Genomic DNA, 24,075 nt, shown 5'->3' on the forward strand with positions numbered 1-24,075 from the left:
CGCAGCCCGCCTCCCGGACCGTCGCACGGACCGGACGCCGACCGGACGCCGGCCGGTCGAGTCGCCGGTTGACACCACGCCTGATGGCGTCAACTGGGCTATCTGGAACGGACTTTGGCCGAAAATCGACGGGTGATGATTTCGCGCCGCCGCACCCGCCCAGCTGCCTCGGGGGCCACACGGGGGGCCTTCCGGGGTCCATGCGGCGGAGTGCACGCGCCCGGCGTGAGGTGTGCCGCAGGGCCGGCTCGCGCGGCCGTCCCGCCGGCAATCCCGCCGCGTCCGCTCCGCCGCTCACGGCCCGTCGCACGGTGAGCGCGTGAGGCCCTGTGGGCCCGCCGGCGGCCCCGGGTGGCCGCCCGCCCGCGAACTGCCCGTATACAGGCCCGCTCCAGCGCCTCTCCCGCGCCACTGTCATGGCAGCATGGTCCGCACAACAGCTCGGTCGGGGCCGGGCGATCCGCTGTACCGGGCGGCCGTTGGCCCCGGCGCACGGGGAATCGGGTGGAGGCGGCGATGCGCTGGTTGGTGGGGTGGAGCAGTGCCGCCACGGGGCCGGCGGCCGGCGACGAGCGCCACACGGTCCTCCCCGTGGGCGCCCAGCTCCTCTGGGGCGGCCCGGACCCCCTCTGGGCGGTCGGCGACTGGCGGCCGGACGAGGTACGTGTCGTCCAGGCCGACCCCGAGACCCGGCTCGCGGTCTTCGGCGTCTGCGGAGCCACCGACGACCAGCTGAAGGTGGGCCTGTTCGCGGCGCGCGGGGGCGCACTGCGACATCTCACGGCCTGGCCCGGCAGCTACACCGCCGTCGTCCAGGTAGGACGGCGGATCACCGTCACCGGCGACCTGGCCGGCGCCCGCCCCGTCTTCCACACCCCGTGGGCCGGCGGCACCGCCTACGCCACCGCCGCCCTCCCGCTCGCCGACCTCGTCGAAGCCGGTCTCGACATCGGTCACCTTGCCGCGCTGCTGGCCTGCCCGGACCTCCCCGAGGCGCTCGGCGCCGGCACACCGTACGAAGGCGTCCACCGGATCCCGCCCGGCCACGCCCTGGTGCTGCGCGGCGGCGCCGGCGACATCACCTCCTTCGAGCCGACCGCCTCGCTCGCCGTCGCCGCGCCCCAACTCGCCCCGGAACAAGCCGTGGACGGCGTCCGCGACGCCCTGGTCGAAGCCGTCCGTGCGCGGCTGGCCGGGATCCGGCACGCCCCCGATCCGGAGGGGCTCGACGGCCTCGACCCCGGCCCGGTGCCCGGTATGGGACCCGCCGAGCGGCGCGCGGCGCGCGGCGCACCGGCTCCCGGCGTCGGCGCCGACCTCTCCGGAGGCAGCGCCTCCGGAACCCTCGCCCTGCTGGCCGCCGGTCTTCCCGGCCGGCCAGGAAGGCTCAACGGCCACGGCGAACGCCTCCTGGCCGTCACCTTCAACGACCGCGCCACCCATGGCGGCCAGGCCTCCCACGACGCCGAGTTGGAGCGCGCCCGCACCATCGCCGACAACCCGCGGCTGCACCATGTCGTCGTCGCGGCCGGCGAAGAGGCCCTCCCGTATGCGGACCTGGAAAGCGGCCCGCTCACGGACGAGCCCGGCCCCTCCCTCACCACCGCGGGCCGCCACCGCCGACGGCTGCTGGCCGGCAGCGCGGACCACTTCGTCGGGCACGGTGCCCGCCAGGTCCTCGACGCCCACCCGGCGCGGCTCGCCGACCTCCTCATGGACCGCCGCCGACGCCATCTGCTGCGCCCGGTCACCGCGCTGGCCAAGGCGGACGGCGCCTCCGCGCAGTCCGTCCTCGTGCCCTTCACCGTCTACCGCGCGGCCCGCAGGCTCGCCCGTATGCCCTACTCGGCAGGGATCGCCGATACGGCGCGCCGCCTCCTGGAGCGGCAGTTCGCCGACGAGCCGGTGGCCGGCGGGGCCGTGGACGCCTCACTGGCCGCGCTCGCCTGGTGCCGGCCGGGGCCGGCGGCGCGCTGGCTCACGGGGGAGGCACTGGCTGAAGTATCGGTTCGGCTCAGCGACGCGGTGCACCGCTCGCCCGCGGTGGGCCGCCCCGGCGAGCGGCGCGCCCGTGCCGCACTGGCCCGTCAGGCCGCCGACCACCGCGTCTTCGAGCAGGCCGCCGAGGTCCGCAACCAGCGGCTGCACGCCCCGTTCCTCGACAACCAGGTGGTGCTCGCCTGCCGCGCCCTGCCGGACACCCTGCGGGTGCAGCCCGGGGCACGGGCCGCGGTGCTGCGCTCCGTACTGGCCGGGGCCGGGGTCCGGGATCTGCCGCCCGGATGGGGCGCCACCTCGCAGCTCACCCACGCGGCTTCGGTACGCGCCGGGCTGCGCGGCGCCATCGGTGACCTGGTGCGGCTCTTCGACACCCCGCTGCTGGCCGATGCGGGGCTGGTGGAGGCGCGGGTGGTCCGCAAGGCACTGCGCTCGGCGGCCGAGGGCGCGGCACTGCCGCTGGACGGGCTGGCCGAACTCGTCTCCACGGAAGTGTGGTTGCGACGGCTGGTGGCGCGGCGGGGGTCGTGCTGGACGGGGGCCGGGGCGCCGCGTCAGAAGGCGGTCGCGGGGGGAGTGGTCCCCCGGGCGCGGCTGGGGTGAGCCGGGTCTTTGGACGTGAAGCTCAGCAGGCCGGAGACCCACCGCCGGGACCTCGCACCCTGGCGTGTGGCGCGGCCACCCCTGAGCGGGCGGGAAAACAGGGGCCGTTGACGCCTCAGCGGTAGGTGCCCCGGAGGCCGTTGGCACCTCAGCGGTAAATGCCCCAGAGGCCGTTGACGCCTCCGCCACAGGCGATCCAGAGGCCGTTGACGCCTCAGCGACAGGTGATCGTCGACTGGGCCCAGTCCGCCAGTGCCGCCGCACCGAAGGGCGTCGCCGGATCGGTCACCAGCCGCAGGGTCTTCCGGCCCGCCAGCGGGACGTGCAGGGGTACGGCCGGCTCCCCGCCGCGCACCATCGGCGACCGCCACAGCGGCACACCGTCCGCGTAGACGGAGAACCGCAGCGCGCCCGGTCCCGGACTGACGTCATCGACGCCCGCCATGGCGTCAAAGGCGGTGCACCGGCGGTTGAGGTCGATGGTCACCGACGACCGCGCATGCACGCTCACGCCGTGCGCATACCTCGTACCGGCGATCTGCGGTGCCTGCCGCTGCCACAGCCAGCTGCTCCCCAGGGTGCGGACCTCCGGCCTGCTGCCGTCCCCCATGAAGTCGTGGGCGAGCGCATTGACCCGGTACGAGGTCGGGGCGGGCAGCGGCGGTGTCGGGGTGGGCTCGGGCGGCGTGGGCCGGGGCGGTGTCGGCTCGGACGGTGTGGGCCGGTGGGGCGGCGCCGGGGTCGAGGGCGGCTTCGGGGCGGGCGTCGGCTCCTGCGGGGCCGCCGTCGGCGTGGGCTTCGGCGCGGTGCCCGGCTTGTGCTCCGGGTCCGGCTTGTGTGTCGGGTCGGGCTTGTGTGCCGGGTCCGGCTTCGGGGCGGGGGCGGCGCCGCCCGCCGGCGGCAGTACGGGATGCGACGCTCCGGGCGCCGGCTGCTGCGGTGCGGACGGGGCCGGCCGCGGGGACTGGGCCCGCGCTTCCGGCGCCGGCTCCGGGGAGGCGGTCAGCGCCAGCGAGAGCGCCGCGCCCGCCACCACCGCCGCCCCGATCCCGATCCCGGCCTTGACCGTGCCGCCCAGCCCCTTGCCCACGGCGGCACCACCGGCACCTCCCGTCGCCCCGGACCCGCCGCTCCCGGCAGCCGCGGCCGCACCGGCCGCCACCCCCGCCACCCCCGCCGCGCCCGCCACCGCGGTCTTGACGGCGTACCCGGCGGCGAGCCAGCCGAGGAACGCGACCGGCAGCAGCGCACCGATCCGCTGATTGACGTCCGCGACCTCCAGCGCGGCCAGCCGGCACCGGGGGCAGGCGTCCAGGTGCTTGCGCAGCCCCCGTTCGGCCCGCATCCGCAGCCCGCCGCGGGCATAGGCGCCGAGCCGGTCGGCGTACCGGGCGCAGTCGCCGCCGGCGGTCAGCGACTGGCTGACATGGGCCTGCAGATACGCCTGCTTGAGGCCCTCGCGGGCGCGGTGCGCCAATACGGCGGTGGCGTTCGCGGTCAGCCCGAGCAGCGGGGCGACCTCGCTCGGCGACTCGTCCTCGACCGTGGTGTGCCACAGCACCGTCTGATACCGCTCCGGCAGGCTGCGGAACGCCCGCACGGCCATCGACCGCTCGGCCTCCTGCATGGCGCGCACATCCGCGCCCAGGTCCAGGGTGGCGTCGTCGACCGGCACATCGGCCGAGGCCACCGCGAACACCGCGAAGTCCTCGACCAGTTGCTCCCGCCGCGCGGTCTGCGCCCAGGAGGCGGCCACCCGGCGGACGGTCGTCAGCAGATAGGCACGCACCGCGGATTCCGGGCCCGCCCCGCCGCGCACCGCCTGAAGCGTGCGGGCGAAGACCTCGCCGGTCAGATCCTCCGCGGTGTGCACGTCCCGGCAGCAGCTCCGTGCGTAGCGCCGGACCGCCGCGGCGTGCCTGCGGTACATCTCCTCGTACGCACTGTCGTCGCCGGCCCGCAGATCGGAGAGCAACTGGGCGTCGGACGGCGGGAGTTCACCGTCCTCGGGGCCGGCGGCCGGGCCCGCGCCGCGGGAGGGCTCCCGCTGCGGCGGCACACTGTGCCCCGCGCCCTCCGGGACATCGGCGCGATCGTGCGGCCCCTTTGGCCCGCCGGCCGGGGGAGTCTCCCCCAACGGCCCGCCCTGGCCGGGGACCTGCCCGGACCGCGCCCCCTCGTGCTCGCCCGCCCCGGCCGCACCGTCGCGCCGCTCGTCCCGCCCGTCAACACCCATCGCCGAGGCTCCCGAAGCCGCTGTCCCAACGGAATACCGCGCAAGCGTGCCACACCGGGCCCCGGCGGTTGAGGCTCCTGACGGCCATCCACTCATCCGGGGTGCACACGCGGACGACCGCACGGGCGTTCACCCGTACGGGCCATGCTGCACAGACGGCCCACACCGTGCGCGGCCCTCGTACGGGCCGTGTTGTGTGCGACATCCGGACGCGCTCCCCGGCACGCGGACAGGGTGCTCCCCGGTCCGCGGACGGCACCGTCCCGCGGCCCGGCCCCGCCCCGTGGACCCGGCGCTCGGGTCCACCCGGACGGAGCCGGCCGCCGGACCTCACCGGGCCGGGCGCGAGCGCAGCCCCTCCAGCAGAATTTCCAGCAGCCGCGCGGACGCGGCCTGCTGCTGACCGGGATCGGGCAGCGTGGGCGCTCCCGTGGCGATCACTAAAAGGATGTCCGAAACCGTCACATCGGCGCGCAGCTCACCGGCCGTCTTGGCGCGCTCCACGAGCCGCCCCACGACGTCCAGCAGCGCGTCGGCTCCGGTCGCCTCCTCGGCGGAGGCCGGCGCGGCCTCCTGGGTGTCGCGCCGTTCGGCCGGCCGGAAATCGGCGGCCGCCCCGTCCGCGGCGGGTGCCGTGCGCTGCTGCGGCACCCGTGCCTCGCTCAGGCCGTCCGGCACCCGCGGCCCTTCCGCGCCGTCCGCCGTCGGCCCCGCGGACCGGTCGGCGTCCGCGTTCACCCGCAGGATGCCCGGCGGCAGCAGCCGTCCGGCACCCGAGGCGACCGACGTCCGCAGAAAGCGGGACAGCGCCGACCACGGGTCGTCCTCCTGGCCCAGTGCCGTACGCGCCTGGTCCGTCAGCCGTGAGGTCTCCTCCTCGGCTATCCGGCGGACCAGTACGTCCTTGCTCGGGAACCGGCGGTAGACCGTGCCGACCCCGACGCGGGCCCGCCGCGCCACGTCCTCCATGGGCGCGCCGTACCCCAGCTCGCCGAACACCTCGCGTGCGGCGCGCAGTACGTGCTCCAGATTGCGCTGGGCGTCCACCCGCAGTGGTGTGCTGCGGCCGCCCGTCCCCGTACCGGCACCGTTGGTCACCGCGGTGCCGTTGCTGTGGGGTCTGCTGTTCTCGCTACTGCTCCCGGCGCCGTCGTGGGCATGTGCCACAGCGACAGTGGTCGGCCATTGAGAGCCCTGAATGTGCATAGTGATCCCCCGGTAATGACGTCTCCCCCCGGAGACTCCCCGCCCTGACAGTCAGGGCGTACCGACGAGAGGGTGCACCCCAACGAGATACGAACATAGTTGAGCTCGGGTCAAGAATGAAGGGGGCGTTCCGCACAATGCGCCCCCCGATCGGCCCAAGGCGTCTGATCCGCCCCGATTACGCCCCCGCTCTTCCTTCGCCGCCCGCCCCCTGACCAGCGCACCTCGCCCCGGACAGCCGGAATGCGTCGTTCCGTCCCCAGGGCCGCGCCCGGTCATACATTTCGACGGGGCTGTGGACAAAGGCGCTCCGGGGGTGCGTCATGGAACAGTGCTGTGCTTTCCCGGGGGTGCAGCTCCCGAAGCGGGCCGCGCGGCCGGCCGGCTTTCGGATCGGTGCCGCCCCGGGCCTGGTCGACACCGCGAGGAGAACCTCTGTGAAGACTGTGTCTTCGAAAGACGTGACGCGCATTCTCGTTGTCGGCGGTGGCTACGTGGGGATGTATACCGCCCTGCGATTGCAACGGAAGCTCAAGCAGGAACTCCGGCAGGGCACCGTCGAGGTCATCGTGGTCGACCCCGAGCCGTACATGACGTACCAGCCGTTCCTGCCCGAGGCCGCGGCCGGCTCGATCTCCCCGCGCCATGTCGTCGTACCGCTGCGCCGGGTGCTGCCGCAGTGCAAGGTCGTCATCGGCGAGGTCACCGACATCGACCACGACGCCCGCAGGGCGACCCTCACCACCCTGGCCGCGGAGGAGACCGGCAACGGCGCCATGGAGGTGGCGTACGACGAACTGGTCCTCGCCCCGGGCTCGGTCTCGCGCACCCTGCCCGTCCCGGGTCTGGCCGACGTCGGCATCGGCTTCAAGACGGTCGAGGAGGCCATCGGACTGCGCAACCACGTCCTCGGACAGCTCGACATCGCCTCCTCCACCCGCGATCCCGCGATCCGCGACGCCGCGCTGACCTTCGTCTTCGTCGGCGGCGGCTACGCGGGCGTGGAGGCACTGGCCGAACTGGAGGACATGGCCCGCTACGCCGTCCGCTACTACCACAACATCAAGCCCGAGGACATGAAGTGGATCCTGGTCGAGGCCACGAACCGGATCCTGCCCGAAGTGGGCCCGGACATGGGCGGCTACGCCGTACGGGAGCTGCGGGCCCGCAATATCGACGTACGGCTGGAGACCCGGCTGGAGTCCTGTGAGAAGCATGTCGCCCAGCTCAGCGACGGCTCCCGCTTCCCGACCCGGACCCTGGTGTGGACCGCGGGCGTCAAACCGCATCCCATCCTGGCCAAAACCAAACTGCCGCTGAACGGCCACGGCCGCCTCAAGTGCACCCCCGCGCTCCAGGTGGACGGTGTCGAACACGCTTGGTCCGCCGGGGACGCGGCCGCGGTCCCCGACCTGACGGCCGAGCCGCCCGCCGGGGCCGACGCGCCCCGCGTCCTGTGCGCCCCCAATGCCCAGCACGCCGTCCGCCAGTCCAAGGTCCTCGCCGAGAACATCGCGGCGGCGGTGCGCGGCGGCCCGATCGTGGACTACGCGCACACATACGCCGGTTCGGTGGCCTCGCTCGGCCTGCACAAGGGCGTCGCGCATGTCTACGGGCGCAAGCTGAAGGGCTACCCGGCGTGGTTCATGCACCGCGCCTACCACCTCAGCCGGGTGCCGACCTTCAACCGCAAGGCGCGGGTGCTCGCCGAATGGACCCTCGCCGGCCTGTTCAAACGCGAGATCGTCTCGCTCGGCTCGCTGGAGAACCCGCGCGCCGAGTTCGAACTCGCCGCGGGAACCGGACGGCACAACGAAGCCAGTTGACGCGCCGTACCCCCACGAGTGTTGAGGTGCCGTCAGCCCTGGGACGGCCGGATGTTCCGGAGCGCGGAACTCCACAGCGGCACCCCGGCGTCTGACGGATGTCCGTCCGGTCGGCCACACTGGACGTGTGACCATGGGTGGGCTCGTATCTGCAAAGAGTGACAATCACGAGGATTCTGGACGTTTGCTGCATTCCGCAAAGGGGCGCCGAGAGTGTCCCCAGCTGACCGTCCCCCGGCCCCCGGCCGGGAGATCCCGCTATGCCGACGGCCCGATCCCGCGCGACGACGCGAAGTAAGAGGTACCCCTCCGTGATCTTCACGCGCTGGAGCGCCAAACTCCCCGGCACACAGCGGCGCGCCGCCGCGCGGTCCGACCGCGCCGCACCCCGCCCCGCATCCGGCACGCCGGCCGTCCCGCCCACCGCGGCCCCGGCGCCGTCCGACGTGCCCGCGGTGGCGGACGGCGTCCCGTCCGCCCCGACGGCCGCCACCACCGGCTCCGTCCCCGCGGCCCGCGCCGAGCACACCGACCCGGCCCCCGCCCAGGACCGCACCCCCGCGACCCTGCCGCCCACCGTCGACGCCCTCTCCGTCCACGACATCCTGGGCACCATCCCCGCCCTGGTCGCCGTCGTCTACGGCCCCGAGCACCGCCTCGCCTACGTCAACGGCGCCTACGCCTCCGTCTTCGGCCCGCGCCCGGCCGGCCACACCGCCCGCGAAGCCCTGCCCGAGCTCGACGCACTCGGCCTGCTCCCCCTGATGGACCAGGTCCTGCGCAGCGGCAAACCACGTACGGTCAAGTCCCGCAAGGTCCCCGGCGGCGCCGGCGACCGCACCCGCGACGGCTACTACACCTTCACCTGCACCCCGATCGAGGTCGCGGCGAGCGGCCCGGCCCCCGACCCCGAGGTCGCCTGCGTCGCCCCGCACAAGGGCGTCCTGGTCTTCGGCGCCGAGGTCACCGACCAGATCGAGTCCGCCGAGCGGCTGCGGGCCAGCGAAGCGCGCCAGCGCGAGGCCGCGGTCACCCTCCAGCGCTCCCTCCTGCCCCAGGAACTGGAGCAGCCCGACGACCTCTGCGTCGCCGCCACCTACCAGCCCGGCGGCACGGACGCCGCGGTCGGCGGCGACTGGTACGACGTCATCACCCTCGGCGCCGGCCGCACGGCCCTGGTCATCGGCGATGTCATGGGCCGCGGGGTGCGCGCCGCCGCCGTCATGGGCCAGCTGCGCACCGCGGTCCGCGCCTACGCCCGCCTCGACCTCCCGCCCCACGAGGTCCTGCAGCTCCTGGACGGCCTGGCCGCCGAGATCGACGCCAGCCAGATCGCCACCTGCGTCTACGCCGTCCACGACCCGAACGAGGGCCGCCTGGTCTACGCCTCGGCCGGCCATCTGCCCATCCTCGTCCGCGACCCCGACGGCACGGTCCACCGCGCCGCCGAACCGACCGGCCCGCCCCTGGGGACCGGCGGCTGGCTGCACACCTCGGGGTCCGTCCCGCTGGGTCCCGGCAGCAGCGCCGTCCTCTACACGGACGGCCTCGTCGAGCGCCGCGACAAGGACATCGACCACGGTGTCGAGGCCCTGGAGCGCGCCTTCGCCGGTGCGGCCGGCGCCCCCGACATCGTCTGCGACCGCCTGTTGCGTTCCCTGGGCATCACGGCCACCCACGACGACGACGTCGCCATCCTCGTCCTCCAGCACCCCGCCCGCACCGGCCATGACGCCGAGCTGTTCCACAACGCCGCCCTCGAACTCCACGGCGGCACCGAAGCGGCCCCGCGCGCCCGCGCCTTCGCCTCCGGCGTCCTCGCCTCCTGGCGCTTCTCGCCCGAGCTGCACGACCTCGGCGTCCTGGCGGCCAGCGAACTGGTCGCCAACTCCCTCCAGCACGGCACCCCGCCGATGCGCCTGCGCCGTACGGACCGCCGTCTGATCGTCGAGGTCACCGACGGCGACGACCACCTCCCGCGCCGCCGCCGCGCCGAGCCCGCCGACGAGGCCGGCCGGGGCATCTCCATCGTCGCCACCATCGCCTCGTCCTGGGGCTCCCGCCGCACCCCGGGCGGCGGCAAGGCCGTCTGGTGCGAATTCGCGCTGCCACGGGGATAGCCGTACGACAACGGCCCCGGCCCCGGTCCGATGGGACCGGCGCCGGGGCCGTGCTCGACCGTCAGGTCTCTCAGTGCTCGCGGTTCTCTCAGTTCTCTCAGGTCCCGCAGGGCACCGCGGCCGACTCGGCCGGCACCCGCGCCGCGGGCACCGCCGCCACCGCACGGTGCGGATTGTCCTGGTCCGGCCGCAGCATCCGCCCCAGCCACCACGACAACCCGGTGATCCCCAGCGCGCAGACCACCAGCATCCCTATGTACGCCGCGTACATCCCGTGCCCCACCATCAGCGCTCCCACCGCCGGACCAACCGCCAGCGCCAGCTGTTTGACCAGGGCGAACGCCGAGTTGTACTGACCGATCAGCGAGGCCGGCGCCAGATCGGCCACCAACGGAGCCACCGTCGGCGACAGCAGCGACTCACCGATACCGAACAACGCGTACGTCGAGATCAGCAGCATCGTCGCCACCATCTGCGCGCCGTGCACCAGCCCCGACAGCCCGGCGGCGAGCCACGCCACCGTCCAGATCATGCCGACCAGCGCCATCACCCGGCTGCGGCGCCGCCGCTCGACCAGCTTGAGCACCACGAACTGCGCCGCCACGATCGCCGCCGTATTGGCCGCGAGCGCAATGCCCAGGCTCGACGGCGCGATCCGGGTGACCTCGGTGGCATACGCCGCCAGCCCCGACTCGAACTGCCCGTAGCAGGCGAAGAACAGCACGAACCCCAGCACACACAGCCACACCATCCGCCGGTCGGCGAACATCGCCCGCCAGGCACCCTTGGCCCGCTCCTCGGTCGGCACCGCGTCCTCGACCTTCGGCGCCCGCGGCAGCCGTACGGTCGCCACCGCCGCGCCGAGCACCAGGAACATCACGGCCTCGATGGCGAACAGGCGCACAAAGCTCGATGCGTGCGACTCGTCGACGAGCAGCCCGCCGACCAGCCCACCGACACCCAGTCCCAGGTTGTTCAGGAAGAACTGGGTGGCGAACGCCCGCGACCTGGTCAGCGTCGTCGAGCACCACACGATCATCGTGGCGAGCGCCGGCTGAATGACCGCGATCCCGGCACCGAGCGCGATGGCCGACGCGATGACCAGCGGCTCCGTGGCGGACAGCCCGAGCCCCAACGCACCGACGGCGGCGGAGACCGTACCGGCGATGGCCACCGGCAGCGGTCCGCGCCGGTCGATCGCCCGACCGGTCAGCGGCAGGACGACGAGCGCGGCCACCGCCAGCATCGCCAGCACCACACCGGCCGTGCTCGCACCAAGATCCCGCACCTTCGCCACATAGACGTACAGATACGGAACGGTGAAGCCGTTCCCGAACGCACTCAGCGCGTTCCCGAGCTGGATCCGGCGCAACGCGGCGCCCATCGCGGTGGTCACACTCACCTACCTAGGTCAGGTCGTCAGACGAACAAGGGGAGAACCAAGGAGCCAGACAGACGCCAGGGCGAGACCGGTCCGAGGTCGGACAGTCTCACCCTGAAGACTTCAACTCTAAAGTTCGAAGTTAAAGAGTACACGTCGAAGAACTTCAACGCCAATGACTTCCATGTCATACTGCGCCGCATGCCTGAGCCCTCCGATGCGGCCGCCGACGCTGCCGAGCCGAGCCTCGAGGAACAGATCGCGGCCTACCAGCGCGAATTCCAGGACCTCGACCCCCAGGTGGAGCAGGTCGTCTCCGCACTGCAGCGCCTCAACCGACGGATGAACGTCGCCTACGGACGACAGACCGCCACGCTCGGCCTGAGCAACGCCGAATGGGAGGTCCTCAAGGCCCTCGTCGTCTCCGGAGCCCCCTACCAATTGGGCCCCGGCGAACTCGCCAAGCGCCTCGGCCTCACGCCGGCCGCCATGACCCACCGCATCGACCGCATGGCGAGCGAGGGGCTGGTCACCCGGGATCGCGACGAGACCAACCGCGTCCGCGTCATCGTCGAGCTGACCCGCGACGGCCGCGAGAAGTGGCTCGAGGCGATGCGCCTGGCCTCGGTCTTCGAGGAGGACCTTCTCCAGGACCTCTCCGGCGAGGAACGCCAGCTCCTCGGCCAGGTACTGACCCGTCTGCTGCGCCGCGTCGAGGACGCCCAGCCGGACGCCGACGGGCGTCTGAGCGACCTTGACTGACGCGAGTTGACACGGCCTTGCCCCGTCCGTAGTGTTCTCCGAGTTGCCACAGAGCCGGAACGGTTCTGCGACGACCATCCCGCCGCTTCGCGGCACACCACTACTGCACGGCCCCTCACCGGGAACGATTTCGGCATGCCGGAATTCGGACCGCGACGTGATTATGCGTCAACGAGGAATCCCGCTAAAGTAGTGATCACGCCGAAAGGCGCGGCAGCCTGAATAGCCGCACCCCGGCAGAACCCCCTCCGACGGGGATTCGGAAACGAATTCGGACCGGCAACGGACCGAAACGGATCTGATAGAGTCGGAAAGGCCGAAAAGCGAAAGCGAAGCGGCCGACCCCGCTCCAACAGGGGGCCAGAGACGGAAACGGATCTGGTACGGTTGGAAACGCGAAGAAGCCGAAAGGTGGAAACGCACCGGCGAAAATCGGGCCCGCAAGGATCTGATAGAGTCGGAAACGCAAGACCGAAGGGAAGCGCCCGGAGAGCCTGGTGAAACAGGCACAAAGGAAGCGTCCGTTCCTTGAGAACTCAACAGCGTGCCAAAAGTCAACGCCAGATATGTTGATACCCCGTCCACCGGAAACACTCCGGAGGATGAGGTTCCTTTGAAAAGCCCACCACGGCCCAAGCGGTCGGGGTGGCACACACAGCGAGGACGCTGTGAACGAGAGGGCTCATTCCGCCCGCTCGTTCCGCTCTCGTGTGTGTTGACCCGATTACGGGTAAACATTCACGGAGAGTTTGATCCTGGCTCAGGACGAACGCTGGCGGCGTGCTTAACACATGCAAGTCGAACGATGAACCTCCTTCGGGAGGGGATTAGTGGCGAACGGGTGAGTAACACGTGGGCAATCTGCCCTTCACTCTGGGACAAGCCCTGGAAACGGGGTCTAATACCGGATACGACCACCGACCGCATGGTCTGGTGGTGGAAAGCTCCGGCGGTGAAGGATGAGCCCGCGGCCTATCAGCTTGTTGGTGGGGTGATGGCCTACCAAGGCGACGACGGGTAGCCGGCCTGAGAGGGCGACCGGCCACACTGGGACTGAGACACGGCCCAGACTCCTACGGGAGGCAGCAGTGGGGAATATTGCACAATGGGCGAAAGCCTGATGCAGCGACGCCGCGTGAGGGATGACGGCCTTCGGGTTGTAAACCTCTTTCAGCAGGGAAGAAGCGAGAGTGACGGTACCTGCAGAAGAAGCGCCGGCTAACTACGTGCCAGCAGCCGCGGTAATACGTAGGGCGCAAGCGTTGTCCGGAATTATTGGGCGTAAAGAGCTCGTAGGCGGCTTGTCACGTCGGATGTGAAAGCCCGGGGCTTAACCCCGGGTCTGCATTCGATACGGGCAGGCTAGAGTTCGGTAGGGGAGATCGGAATTCCTGGTGTAGCGGTGAAATGCGCAGATATCAGGAGGAACACCGGTGGCGAAGGCGGATCTCTGGGCCGATACTGACGCTGAGGAGCGAAAGCGTGGGGAGCGAACAGGATTAGATACCCTGGTAGTCCACGCCGTAAACGTTGGGAACTAGGTGTGGGCGACATTCCACGTCGTCCGTGCCGCAGCTAACGCATTAAGTTCCCCGCCTGGGGAGTACGGCCGCAAGGCTAAAACTCAAAGGAATTGACGGGGGCCCGCACAAGCAGCGGAGCATGTGGCTTAATTCGACGCAACGCGAAGAACCTTACCAAGGCTTGACATACACCGGAAAACCCTGGAGACAGGGTCCCCCTTGTGGTCGGTGTACAGGTGGTGCATGGCTGTCGTCAGCTCGTGTCGTGAGATGTTGGGTTAAGTCCCGCAACGAGCGCAACCCTTGTTCTGTGTTGCCAGCATGCCCTTCGGGGTGATGGGGACTCACAGGAGACTGCCGGGGTCAACTCGGAGGAAGGTGGGGACGACGTCAAGTCATCATGCCCCTTATGTCTTGGGCTGCACACGTGCTACAATGGCCGGTACAATGAGCTGCGATACCGCGAGGTGGAGCGAATCTCAAAAAGCCGGTCTCAGTTCGGATTGGGGTCTGCAACTCGACCCCATGAAGTCGGAGTTGCTAGTAATCGCAGATCAGCATTGCTGCGGTGAATACGTTCCCGGGCCTTGTACACACCGCCCGTCACGTCACGAAAGTCGGTAACACCCGAAGCCGGTGGCCCAACCCCTTGTGGGAGGGAATCGTCGAAGGTGGGACTGGCGATTGGGACGAAGTCGTAACAAGGTAGCCGTACCGGAAGGTGCGGCTGGATCACCTCCTTTCTAAGGAGCACTTCTTACTCGAACCTGGTTCGGGTCAGAGGCCAGTACATCAGCGAATGTCTGATGCTGGTTGCTCATGGGTGGAACGTTGACTATTCGGCGCATTTGATTGGTTGTCACTAGTACTGCTTCGGCGTGGAACGTGGGGATTGATGGAGTGGGTCGGGCGCGCTGTTGGGTATCTGAGGGTACGGACTGAGTCTGGACCTTCGCGATGCCGGCCCCGGTGAAGCATCCTGGTAAGGGTGTGTGACGGGTGGCTGGTCGTTGCTTGAGAACTGCACAGTGGACGCGAGCATCTGTGGCCAAGTTTTTAAGGGCGCACGGTGGATGCCTTGGCACCAGGAACCGATGAAGGACGTGGGAGGCCACGATAGGCCCCGGGGAGCTGTCAACCGAGCTTTGATCCGGGGGTGTCCGAATGGGGAAACCCGGCAGTCGTCATGGGCTGTCACCCGCTGCTGAACACATAGGCAGTGTGGAGGGAACGCGGGGAAGTGAAACATCTCAGTACCCGCAGGAAGAGAAAACAACCGTGATTCCGGGAGTAGTGGCGAGCGAAACCGGATGAGGCCAAACCAGTCACGTGTGATACCCGGCAGGGGTTGCGTGGTTGGGGTTGTGGGAGTTCTCTTTTGCAGTCTGCCGGCTGTGAGGCAAGTCAGAAACCGTTGGTGTAGGCGAAGGACATGCGAAAGGTCCGGCGTAGAGGGTAAGACCCCCGTAGCTGAAACATCAACGGCTTGCTTGAGAACCACCCAAGTAGCACGGGGCCCGAGAAATCCCGTGTGAATCTGGCGGGACCACCCGTTAAGCCTAAATATTCCCTGGTGACCGATAGCGGATAGTACCGTGAGGGAATGGTGAAAAGTACCGCGGGAGCGGAGTGAAATAGTACCTGAAACCGTGTGCCTACAAGCCGTGGGAGCGTCGCTGTATGTGCTTGCACATACAGTCGTGACTGCGTGCCTTTTGAAGAATGAGCCTGCGAGTTTGCGGTATGTTGCGAGGTTAACCCGTGTGGGGAAGCCGTAGCGAAAGCGAGTCCGAATAGGGCGTTGAGTAGCGTGCCCAAGACCCGAAGCGGAGTGATCTAGCCATGGGCAGGTTGAAGCGGAGGTAAGACTTCGTGGAGGACCGAACCCACCAGGGTTGAAAACCTGGGGGATGACCTGTGGTTAGGGGTGAAAGGCCAATCAAACTCCGTGATAGCTGGTTCTCCCCGAAATGCATTTAGGTGCAGCGTCGTGTGTTTCTTGCCGGAGGTAGAGCACTGGATAGGCGATGGGCCCTACCGGGTTACTGACCTTAGCCAAACTCCGAATGCCGGTAAGTGAGAGCGCGGCAGTGAGACTGTGGGGGATAAGCTCCATGGTCGAGAGGGAAACAGCCCAGAGCATCGACTAAGGCCCCTAAGCGTGTGCTAAGTGGGAAAGGATGTGGAGTCGCAGAGACAACCAGGAGGTTGGCTTAGAAGCAGCCATCCTTGAAAGAGTGCGTAATAGCTCACTGGTCAAGTGATTCCGCGCCGACAATGTAGCGGGGCTCAAGCACACCGCCGAAGTCGTGTCATTGCAGCAATACTCCTAACGGAGGCTGTGATGGGTAGGGGAGCGTCGTGTGCCGGGTGAAGCAGCCGTGGAAACGAGTTGTGGACGGTTCACGAGTGAGAATGCAGGCATGAGTAGCGATACACACGTGGGAAACGTGTGCGCCGATTGACTAAGGGTTCCTGGGTCAAGCTGATCTGCCCAGGGTAAGTCGGGACCTAAGGCGAGGCCGACAGGCGTAGTCGATGGACAACCGGTTGATATTCCGGTACCCGCTTTGAAACGCCCAATATCGAATCCATTAATGCTAAGGCCGTGAAGCCGGCCTGGAGTCTTCGGACAAAGGGACGTGGTGGAGCCGCCGATCCAAGGTGGTAGTAGGTAAGCGATGGGGTGACGCAGGAAGGTAGTCCAGCCCGGGCGGTGGTTGTCCCGGGGTAAGGGTGTAGGCCGTGTGGTAGGTAAATCCGTCACACATTAGGGCTGAGACCTGATGCCGAGCCGATTGTGGTGAAGTGGATGATCCTATGCTGTCGAGAAAAGCCTCTAGCGAGTTTCATGGCGGCCCGTACCCTAAACCGACTCAGGTGGTCAGGTAGAGAATACCGAGGCGTTCGGGTGAACTATGGTTAAGGAACTCGGCAAAATGCCCCCGTAACTTCGGGAGAAGGGGGGCCATTGCTGGTGATCACTCTTGCAGTGTGAGCTGGTGGTGGCCGCAGAGACCAGCGAGAAGCGACTGTTTACTAAAAACACAGGTCCGTGCGAAGCCGTAAGGCGATGTATACGGACTGACGCCTGCCCGGTGCTGGAACGTTAAGGGGACCGGTTAGTCAACTTTCGGGTTGGCGAAGCTGAGAACTTAAGCGCCAGTAAACGGCGGTGGTAACTATAACCATCCTAAGGTAGCGAAATTCCTTGTCGGGTAAGTTCCGACCTGCACGAATGGCGTAACGACTTCTCGACTGTCTCAACCATAGGCCCGGTGAAATTGCATTACGAGTAAAGATGCTCGTTTCGCGCAGCAGGACGGAAAGACCCCGGGACCTTTACTATAGCTTGATATTGGTGTTCGGTTCGGCTTGTGTAGGATAGGTGGGAGACTTTGAAGCGGCCACGCCAGTGGTTGTGGAGTCATTGTTGAAATACCACTCTGGTCGTGCTGGATGTCTAACCTGGGTCCGTGATCCGGATCAGGGACAGTGTCTGGTGGGTAGTTTAACTGGGGCGGTTGCCTCCTAAAGAGTAACGGAGGCGCCCAAAGGTTCCCTCAGCCTGGTTGGCAATCAGGTGTTGAGTGTAAGTGCACAAGGGAGCTTGACTGTGAGACTGACGGGTCGAGCAGGTACGAAAGTAGGGACTAGTGATCCGGCGGTGGCTTGTGGAAGCGCCGTCGCTCAACGGATAAAAGGTACCCCGGGGATAACAGGCTGATCTTCCCCAAGAGTCCATATCGACGGGATGGTTTGGCACCTCGATGTCGGCTCGTCGCATCCTGGGGCTGGAGTCGGTCCCAAGGGTTGGGCTGTTCGCCCATTAAAGCGGTACGCGAGCTGGGTTTAGAACGTCGTGAGACAGTTCGGTCCCTATCCGCTGTGCGCGTAGGAGTCTTGAGAAGGGCTGTCCCTAGTACGAGAGGACCGGGACGGACGAACCTCTGGTGTGCCAGTTGTCCTGCCAAGGGCATGGCTGGTTGGCTACGTTCGGAAAGGATAACCGCTGAAAGCATCTAAGCGGGAAGCCTGCTTCGAGATGAGGACTCCCACCCCCTTTGAGGGGTTAAGGCTCCCAGTAGACGACTGGGTTGATAGGCCAGATATGGAAGCCCGGTAACGGGTGGAGTTGACTGGTACTAATAGGCCGAGGGCTTGTCCTCAGTTGCTCGCGTCCACTGTGTAGGTTCTGAAGTAACGACCTGTGTCTTTGCCGGGTTGGTTAACTTCATAGTGTTTCGGTGGTCATTGCGTTAGGGAAACGCCCGGTTACATTCCGAACCCGGAAGCTAAGCCTTTCAGCGCCGATGGTACTGCAGGGGGGACCCTGTGGGAGAGTAGGACGCCGCCGAACAATCATTGTGGGAAAGCCCCGCACCTCATGGTGCGGGGCTTTTCTGCGTTCAGGGCTCGGTACGCTCATGAGCATGCGCTATGGCCTGGTCATTTTCGATAACGATGGCGTCCTGGTGGACAGCGAGCCGGTCTCCAATCGGATTCTTGCCGACTACCTCACCGAATTGGGTCATCCGACCACCTATGAAGATTCGCTGCGCGACTACATGGGCGGTGCGATGCACCGTATACACGAGGTCCTGCTGGAGCGGTCCGGAAAGCGGCTGCCGGCCGGGTTCGACGAGAGCTTTCATGCCCGGGTCTTCGAGGAGTTCCGCAGGAGTCTGGAGCCGGTGGCGGGCGTGGGCGAGGTGCTGGGGAAGCTGGACGCGGACGGGGTGCCGTACTGCGTCGGGTCGTCGGGAAGCCATGAGCGCATTCGGGTGGCATTGACGAAGACCGGGCTGTGGGAGCGATTCGCAGGGGCCGGCGGTGCTGCCGGTGCGCGCGTCTTCTCGTCGCAGGACGTGGGGAGGGGGAAGCCGGCGCCGGATCTCTTTCTGTATGCGGCACAGGAGATGGGTGTGGCGCCGGAGCGGTGTGCGGTGGTGGAGGACAGCCCGCTGGGGGTGCGGGCCGCGGTCGCCGCGGGGATGGACGTCTACGGCTTCACGGCGATGACGTCGGCGGAGAAGCTGGCGGAGGCCGGGGCCACCGCGCTGTTCGCCCAGATGGCGGAGCTGCCGGCGCTGTTGCAGTAGGGCACCGCCCCACCACCCGTCGGACGCCCCTCGGAATCGGCGCTGTGACCCATCTACCCAGTGGTAGTGGGGAGTTCTAGGCTGAGCGGCCATGACGGCCCCTCGGGTACCAGGAGCGCAGCCGCGGCACGGCCGGGCCGCGCTCGCCCTGAGCTTCTTCATCCAGGGCGCGGTCTTCGCCCTCCTCGTCACCCGAATACCTGCGATCCAGGACCGCTACGGGATTTCGGACGGACTGCTGCCGGCGTTCCTGGCTGCGGTGCCCGTCCTCGCGGGGGTCGGCAGCGTCGTCACCGAACGGCTGGTGCGGCGGGTGCGGCCCAGCCTGGTACTGCGGGCCGTGCAGCCGGTGGTGTGTCTGGCGCTGGCGGCCGTCGGGTCGGTCGGCTCGATGGCGCAGGCGGCGGTGGCGCTGGCGGTGTTCGGGCTGACGGTGGGGGCCCTGGACGCCTCGATGAACATGCTCGGGGTGAGCCTGCAGCGGGCGTACGGGCGGAGCATCATGCTCGGCTTCCACGCCGCGTACAGCCTGGGCGGCATCGTGGGCGCCTCGCTTGCCTGGGCGGGTGCGCACTGGAAGCTGTCGCTGGCGCTGCTGTACGGGCCGGCGGTGGCGGTCCTGGCGCCGCTGGCGCTGCTCGTGGGCCGATGGTTCGTGGACCGGGGCCGGCGGGCTCAGGAGGGACGTGAGGAGGCGCCGGCGGGGGCCGTGGCGCCCCTTGCGATGCGGCTGTTGTTGCCGCTGTGTCTGGTGATGGCGTTCGCGTATATCGGGGACTCGACCGTCTCCAACTGGAGTGCCAAGTATCTGCAGGACGTCTTGGGGAGCTCCGAGCAGCTCGCCACCCTTCCGTACAACGTCTACATGGTCACCACGCTGCTCGGGCGGGCGGTCGGCGACCTGGGCGTGCGGCGCTTCGGGGCGGTCGCGGTGGTGCGGGCCGGGGCGGTGGTCGCGGCGGGCGGTTTCGCGGTGGTGGCGGCCGCGCCGGGGCCCTGGGCCGGGATGGCGGGGTTCACGCTGCTCGGGCTCGGGCTGTGTGTGCTCGTGCCCCAGACGTTCGCGGCGGCGGGGCGCTACGCCTACGAGAAGCACGGTCCCGAGGCCGCGGACATGGCCGTGGCGCGGCTGAACATCTTCAATTACGTGGGCTTCTTGATCGGCTCTCCGTTGGTCGGTGCGCTCGGTGATGCCTGGAGCTATCGGGGGGCCATGCTCGTACCGATGGCCCTGGTGCTGGTGACGCTGCTGTATGCCCGCTCGTTCGGGGCGCCGGAGGCCCGATACGGTGACGGACATGAGCGGCCGCGCACAGCTGATGTGGGATGAGGCAGTAACGGGCTACGACTTCGGGTCCGGGCATCCGATGGACCCGGTCCGGCTCGCGCTGACCATGCGTTTGGTGGAGGCGTTCGAGCTGGACCGCGGGCCGCTGGAGGTGGTCGCGGCCAAGCCTGCCGGGGGCTCCACCCTGCGGCTGGTGCATCGCGAGGACTACATCGCCGCGGTCCGCAGAGCCTCGGCGGAGCCGGCCGCCGCGGATCTGTCGTACGGACTGGGGACGGCGGACGATCCGGCGTTCGTGGGGATGCACGAGGCGTCCGCGCTGATCGCCGGGCAGTCGGTGGGCGCGGCGGAGGCCGTCTGGCGCGGCGACGCGGCCCATGCGGTGAACTTCGCCGGCGGGCTGCACCATGCGATGCCGGGCGGGGCGGCCGGTTTCTGTATCTACAACGACGCGTCGCTGGCGATCGCCCGGCTGCTGGAGCTGGGGGCCGAACGGGTCGCGTATGTGGATGTGGACGTCCACCACGGTGACGGGGTGCAGGCGGCGTTCTGGGAGGACCCGCGGGTCCTGACGATCTCGCTGCACGAGCATCCCCGGACGCTCTTCCCGCAGACCGGCTGGCCGGAGGAGACCGGCGGGGCGGGCGCGGAGGGCACCGCGGCGAATGTGGCGCTGCCGGCCGGGACCGCGGACGAGGGCTGGCTGCGGGCCTTCCACGCGGTGGTCCCGGAGCTGCTGGGGGCCTTCCGGCCGCAGGTGATCGTGACGCAGCACGGCGCCGACACCCACTTCGAGGACCCCCTGGCACATCTCGCGGTGAGCCTGGACGCCCAGCGTGCGGTGGCGGAGGCCTGCCACGACCTGGCGCATGAGCACGCGGACGGCCGGTGGGTCGCGCTCGGCGGGGGCGGCTATGCGGTGGTGGACGTGGTGCCGCGCAGCTGGACGCATCTGGTCGCGATCGCGGCGGGCCGGCCGATCGATCCGACCGCGATGGTGCCGGAGGCATGGCGGCACGAAGTGTTCCGCCGGACCCGGCAGTTGGCGCCGCACCGGATGACGGACGGCCGTACGCCGCAGTGGCGGAGCTTCGTCGACGACGGCTATGACCCGGCCGACCGGCTGGACCAGGCGGTGCTGGCGACCCGTCGGGCGGTCTTCCCGGCGCATGGGCTGCTCCCGTAGGGCCGGACCCCTTCACGTCCCTGTAACGCTGTTACGGCGCCCCGGGGACTCGGTGCTCCGTAGGGGAGCCGAGGTCCCGCTGGCGGGTGTCCCGCGCGGAGCCCTCCGCCGCTCCCGTACGGCCGTATCCGGCGCCGCGCCCCACGGATGTGTGACTACCCGCCGGTCCGGGCAACCGTAGGCCGACCAACCGGACAGTATGGGACGCGTGTTGGGAACCGGGGCGCTGCGGGCGCACCTGATCGAGGCGCGGCTCGCGGGGACGATCGCGACCACGCGGGAGAAGAGTCTGGCGCGCTACCGGCTCTTCGCGGCGCGCGATCCCAGAGTGCTGCTGGGGCTGGATCCGGAACGGGACTGGCCGCTCGGTGAAGTACTGCGACTGATGGGGCGGAAGTGCGGGGTTTCGGCCGATCCGGCGCACACTTCCGGCCCGGATGTGATCGACCCCGACCGGACGGTCGCCGCGCTGGACGGGTTCGCCGAACGGGTCGCCGCGGCGGCCGGCCGCCGGGCGCCGGTGCTGATCGGCACCGGCCATCCGCACCGGCTGCTGGGGTTCTACGCCGCCCTCGCAGACGCCCTCTCGTCGGCGGGCTGCCCCGTTCTCACCCCGGCGTATGGCGCCCGTGTCGACATAGCGACCCGGTTCGGGGTACGTCCCTGCACACTCGCGTACGTACGGGGAGTCGCGCTGATGCGAGAAACCGGCGTGCGGGGCGCGCCCGGGGACAGGGGCGTACACACCCATTCCCCGCTCCCGGTACGGACCGCTCTGGCGGCCGCGGCGGACACCGCGGGCCCGCTGCCGGCCCTGGTGATCGGGGACCACGGTTGGGTCTGCGGGGCAGGTCAGCTGGGTTTTGAGGCGATCGGGCTGGCGGACACCGACGACCCGGCGCTGTTCGTCGGCCAGGCCGAGGGGCGGGTGTCCGTGGTGGTGCCGCTCGATGACGCGGTGCGGGCCGCGGACTATCGGCCGCTGGCGCGCTATGTCCTCAATCGGGCGCGTCTGTCCCGATAGGCGGCTGTTCGCTGCTCCTCTTCCCCACTCGCATCACCCGCCCCTAATCTGGGGAGTGAGCGCATAGCGACGAAGAGTCACCGGAGGGGAAGCCGGTGTCCGTCTTATGCGGAAGGTGCAGGTGTGACATGGCGGCAGACCAGAGGCCTCTGAACGAGGTCGTGTTCCTGACAGTGGCGGAGGTCGCCACGGTGATGCGAGTGTCGAAGATGACCGTGTACCGCCTGGTGCACAGCGGCCATCTGCCCGCGATTCGCGTGGGGAGGTCATTCCGGGTTCCGGAGCAGGCGGTTCACGACTATCTCCGTGAGTCCTTTGTGGGGGTGGAATCAGCCTGACGGGTCCTCGCCGACCCTCGGATTACGCCGTTCGCCCGGCGCCGGGTAGGCTGGCCCGATGTAGGTAGTGTGGGCTCGGACGCCCCGCACCGAGTGATTCGAAGTGAGCGAGGGTAGTCGTGGGCTCTGTTATCAAGAAGCGGCGCAAGCGGATGGCGAAGAAGAAGCACCGCAAGCTGCTCAAGCGCACCCGTGTTCAGCGTCGTAACAAGAAGTAAGCGACGCTGATCGCGAATTCGCAGCCCCTCATCGCCTTGGTGTGATGGGGGGCTGCGGTGCGTTGTGGGCCGTATGGACGGTGGTCGGACGGAAATGTGGCCACGGGCATCCTGCGGTCATCACCGCGCAACACCGACCCGATAGCGTGGCCTGCACAGCTCGGCTAGGGCGTGGTCGCGGCGGGAAGGTAGGGCTGATCTTGGGCAAGGTCGTGCTCGTCACGGGAGTCGCACGGCAATTGGGCGGTCGGTTCGTCCGTCGTATCCAGCGCGATCCCGATGTCGACCGGGTGATCGGGGTCGACGCCGTGGCACCGGAGCACCATCTGGGCGGCGCCGAATTCCTCAAAGCCGATATCCGGCATCCCGCCATTGCCCGGGTCCTGGCCGAGACGGGCGTCGACACCGTCATCCATATGGACATCAACGGCACCCCGTTGGGCAAGCGCGGTGGCCGCGCCTCGGTGAAGGAAACCAACGTCATCGGGACGATGCAGTTGCTCGGCGCCTGCCAGAAGGCACCGAAGGTGCAGCGGCTGGTCATCAAGTCCAGCACCAGCGTCTACGGCTCCGCGCCCCGGGACCCCGCCGTCTTCACCGAGACGACCACACCGAAGTCGCTGCCCAGCGGCGGCTTCGCCAAGGACGTCGTCGAGGTCGAGGGGTACGTACGCGGCTTCGCCCGCCGCCGGCCGGATGTGGCGGTGTGTGTGCTGCGCTTCGCCAACATCCTCGGGCCGTGCGCGGATTCCCCGCTCGCCGAATACTTCTCGCTGCCCGTATGGCCCACCGTCCTGGGCTACGACCCGCGGCTGCAGTTCGTCCACGAGGACGACGCCATCGAGGTGCTGCGGATCGCCGCCGCCGAGCCACGCCGCGGCACGCTCAACAGCGGCACGTTCAATATCGCCGGAGACGGTGTGCTGCTGCTGTCGCAGACCTCCCGGCGGCTGGGGCGGCCCACCGTGCCGCTGCTGCTGCCGACCGTCACCTGGGCCGGTACGGCGCTGCGGTCCATCGGCATCACGGATTTCTCGCCGGAACAGATCCGGCTGCTCACGCACGGCAGGGTCGTCGAAACGACACAGATGCGCGAGACACTGGGATTCCATCCGAAGTACACGACGGCGGAGACCTTCGCGGAATTCGCCCGCAGCCGCGGACCCGGGCTGCTGCCGCCCGAGTCCCTCGCCCGCACCGTCGACCGGCTCGCCGGCGTGCTGCCCGCACGCAGCGGCCCGACCCAGTGAGGAGTTCATCCACG

14 protein-coding genes and 3 rRNA genes are annotated in these 24,075 nt (G+C 68.9%); 14 read left to right on the forward strand and 3 right to left on the reverse strand.

The window, feature by feature from the left end:
• Window positions 1-516: 516 nt before the first annotated feature.
• On the forward strand, window positions 517-2,601 hold the full coding sequence (locus STRNI_RS23070) for an asparagine synthase-related protein (RefSeq protein WP_266438066.1): 2,085 nt from the start codon (window positions 517-519) through the stop codon (window positions 2,599-2,601).
• 214 nt (window positions 2,602-2,815) lie between these two features.
• On the opposite strand, the gene STRNI_RS23075 is transcribed toward STRNI_RS23070, so the two are convergent.
• Together STRNI_RS23075 and STRNI_RS23080 are read right to left on the reverse strand one after the other, a co-directional pair.
• Window positions 2,816-4,837, reverse strand: coding sequence for a sigma-70 family RNA polymerase sigma factor (locus tag STRNI_RS23075; RefSeq protein ID WP_277411936.1), 2,022 nt, complete (start codon window positions 4,835-4,837; stop codon window positions 2,816-2,818).
• A 330-nt stretch (window positions 4,838-5,167) separates the two neighbouring features.
• Window positions 5,168-6,043, reverse strand: a complete 876-nt coding sequence (locus tag STRNI_RS23080) for a TetR/AcrR family transcriptional regulator (RefSeq protein WP_159487649.1) — start codon at window positions 6,041-6,043, stop codon at window positions 5,168-5,170.
• A gap of 446 nt (window positions 6,044-6,489) precedes the next feature.
• Between STRNI_RS23080 and STRNI_RS23085 the strand changes: the two genes are divergently transcribed.
• Together STRNI_RS23085 and STRNI_RS23090 are read left to right on the forward strand one after the other, a co-directional pair.
• Window positions 6,490-7,869 (forward strand): NAD(P)/FAD-dependent oxidoreductase, encoded by a 1,380-nt coding sequence (locus STRNI_RS23085; RefSeq protein ID WP_277413314.1) that lies wholly within the window; start codon window positions 6,490-6,492, stop codon window positions 7,867-7,869.
• Between the two features lie 311 nt (window positions 7,870-8,180).
• The gene (locus tag STRNI_RS23090; RefSeq protein ID WP_277411937.1) at window positions 8,181-9,989 is read left to right on the forward strand and encodes an ATP-binding SpoIIE family protein phosphatase; all 1,809 of its coding nucleotides are present in this window, start codon (window positions 8,181-8,183) and stop codon (window positions 9,987-9,989) included.
• Window positions 9,990-10,086: 97 nt separating this feature from the next.
• On the opposite strand, the gene STRNI_RS23095 is transcribed toward STRNI_RS23090, so the two are convergent.
• Window positions 10,087-11,385: an MFS transporter gene (locus tag STRNI_RS23095; protein ID WP_093646935.1), complete on the reverse strand. Its 1,299-nt coding sequence runs from the start codon at window positions 11,383-11,385 to the stop codon at window positions 10,087-10,089.
• 186 nt (window positions 11,386-11,571) lie between these two features.
• Between STRNI_RS23095 and STRNI_RS23100 the strand changes: the two genes are divergently transcribed.
• From STRNI_RS23100 to STRNI_RS23150, 11 genes are all read left to right on the forward strand, one after another.
• Complete coding sequence (locus STRNI_RS23100) at window positions 11,572-12,132, forward strand: MarR family winged helix-turn-helix transcriptional regulator (RefSeq protein WP_018092694.1); 561 nt, start codon at window positions 11,572-11,574, stop codon at window positions 12,130-12,132.
• Between the two features lie 737 nt (window positions 12,133-12,869).
• Window positions 12,870-14,398, forward strand: a 16S ribosomal RNA gene (locus tag STRNI_RS23105).
• Window positions 14,399-14,701: 303 nt separating this feature from the next.
• A 23S ribosomal RNA gene (locus STRNI_RS23110) occupies window positions 14,702-17,824 on the forward strand.
• A 74-nt stretch (window positions 17,825-17,898) separates the two neighbouring features.
• Window positions 17,899-18,015 (forward strand): 5S ribosomal RNA (rrf, locus tag STRNI_RS23115).
• Together the 16S, 23S and 5S rRNA genes form the textbook arrangement of a ribosomal RNA operon.
• Before the next feature lie 73 nt (window positions 18,016-18,088).
• Entirely contained in the window at window positions 18,089-18,757 is a 669-nt protein-coding gene (locus tag STRNI_RS23120) for an HAD family hydrolase (RefSeq protein WP_277413315.1), read from the forward strand.
• 91 nt (window positions 18,758-18,848) lie between these two features.
• On the forward strand, window positions 18,849-20,087 hold the full coding sequence (locus tag STRNI_RS23125) for an MFS transporter (protein WP_277411938.1): 1,239 nt from the start codon (window positions 18,849-18,851) through the stop codon (window positions 20,085-20,087).
• The gene (locus STRNI_RS23130; RefSeq protein ID WP_148591259.1) at window positions 20,056-21,231 is read left to right on the forward strand and encodes an acetoin utilization protein AcuC; all 1,176 of its coding nucleotides are present in this window, start codon (window positions 20,056-20,058) and stop codon (window positions 21,229-21,231) included. The genes STRNI_RS23125 and STRNI_RS23130 overlap by 32 nt, the downstream gene beginning before the upstream one ends.
• Window positions 21,232-21,439: 208 nt before the next feature.
• A complete protein-coding gene (locus STRNI_RS23135) occupies window positions 21,440-22,255 on the forward strand; it encodes a phosphatase (protein WP_148591257.1) in 816 nt (271 codons plus the stop codon).
• A 128-nt stretch (window positions 22,256-22,383) separates the two neighbouring features.
• Window positions 22,384-22,593: a helix-turn-helix domain-containing protein gene (locus STRNI_RS23140; RefSeq protein WP_006604741.1), complete on the forward strand. Its 210-nt coding sequence runs from the start codon at window positions 22,384-22,386 to the stop codon at window positions 22,591-22,593.
• Window positions 22,594-22,712: 119 nt separating this feature from the next.
• On the forward strand, window positions 22,713-22,811 hold the full coding sequence (locus STRNI_RS23145; RefSeq protein WP_003948845.1) for a 30S ribosomal protein bS22: 99 nt from the start codon (window positions 22,713-22,715) through the stop codon (window positions 22,809-22,811).
• A 200-nt stretch (window positions 22,812-23,011) separates the two neighbouring features.
• The gene (locus STRNI_RS23150) at window positions 23,012-24,061 is read left to right on the forward strand and encodes an NAD-dependent epimerase/dehydratase family protein (protein ID WP_093644968.1); all 1,050 of its coding nucleotides are present in this window, start codon (window positions 23,012-23,014) and stop codon (window positions 24,059-24,061) included.
• The last annotated feature ends 14 nt before the right edge of the window (window positions 24,062-24,075 follow it).

The organism is Streptomyces nigrescens, from assembly GCF_027626975.1.
GTDB classification, from domain to species: domain Bacteria; phylum Actinomycetota; class Actinomycetes; order Streptomycetales; family Streptomycetaceae; genus Streptomyces; species Streptomyces nigrescens.

Coding starts and splice junctions, on each gene's coding strand:
- STRNI_RS23100 (WP_018092694.1), top strand. CDS start 11,572: ATGCCTGAGCCCTCCGATGCGGCCGCCGACGCTGCCGAGCCGAGCCTC.
- STRNI_RS23070 (WP_266438066.1), top strand. CDS start 517: ATGCGCTGGTTGGTGGGGTGGAGCAGTGCCGCCACGGGGCCGGCGGCC.
- STRNI_RS23075 (WP_277411936.1), bottom strand. CDS start 4,837: ATGGGTGTTGACGGGCGGGACGAGCGGCGCGACGGTGCGGCCGGGGCG.
- STRNI_RS23080 (WP_159487649.1), bottom strand. CDS start 6,043: ATGCACATTCAGGGCTCTCAATGGCCGACCACTGTCGCTGTGGCACAT.
- STRNI_RS23120 (WP_277413315.1), top strand. CDS start 18,089: ATGCGCTATGGCCTGGTCATTTTCGATAACGATGGCGTCCTGGTGGAC.
- STRNI_RS23125 (WP_277411938.1), top strand. CDS start 18,849: ATGACGGCCCCTCGGGTACCAGGAGCGCAGCCGCGGCACGGCCGGGCC.
- STRNI_RS23140 (WP_006604741.1), top strand. CDS start 22,384: ATGGCGGCAGACCAGAGGCCTCTGAACGAGGTCGTGTTCCTGACAGTG.
- STRNI_RS23130 (WP_148591259.1), top strand. CDS start 20,056: ATGAGCGGCCGCGCACAGCTGATGTGGGATGAGGCAGTAACGGGCTAC.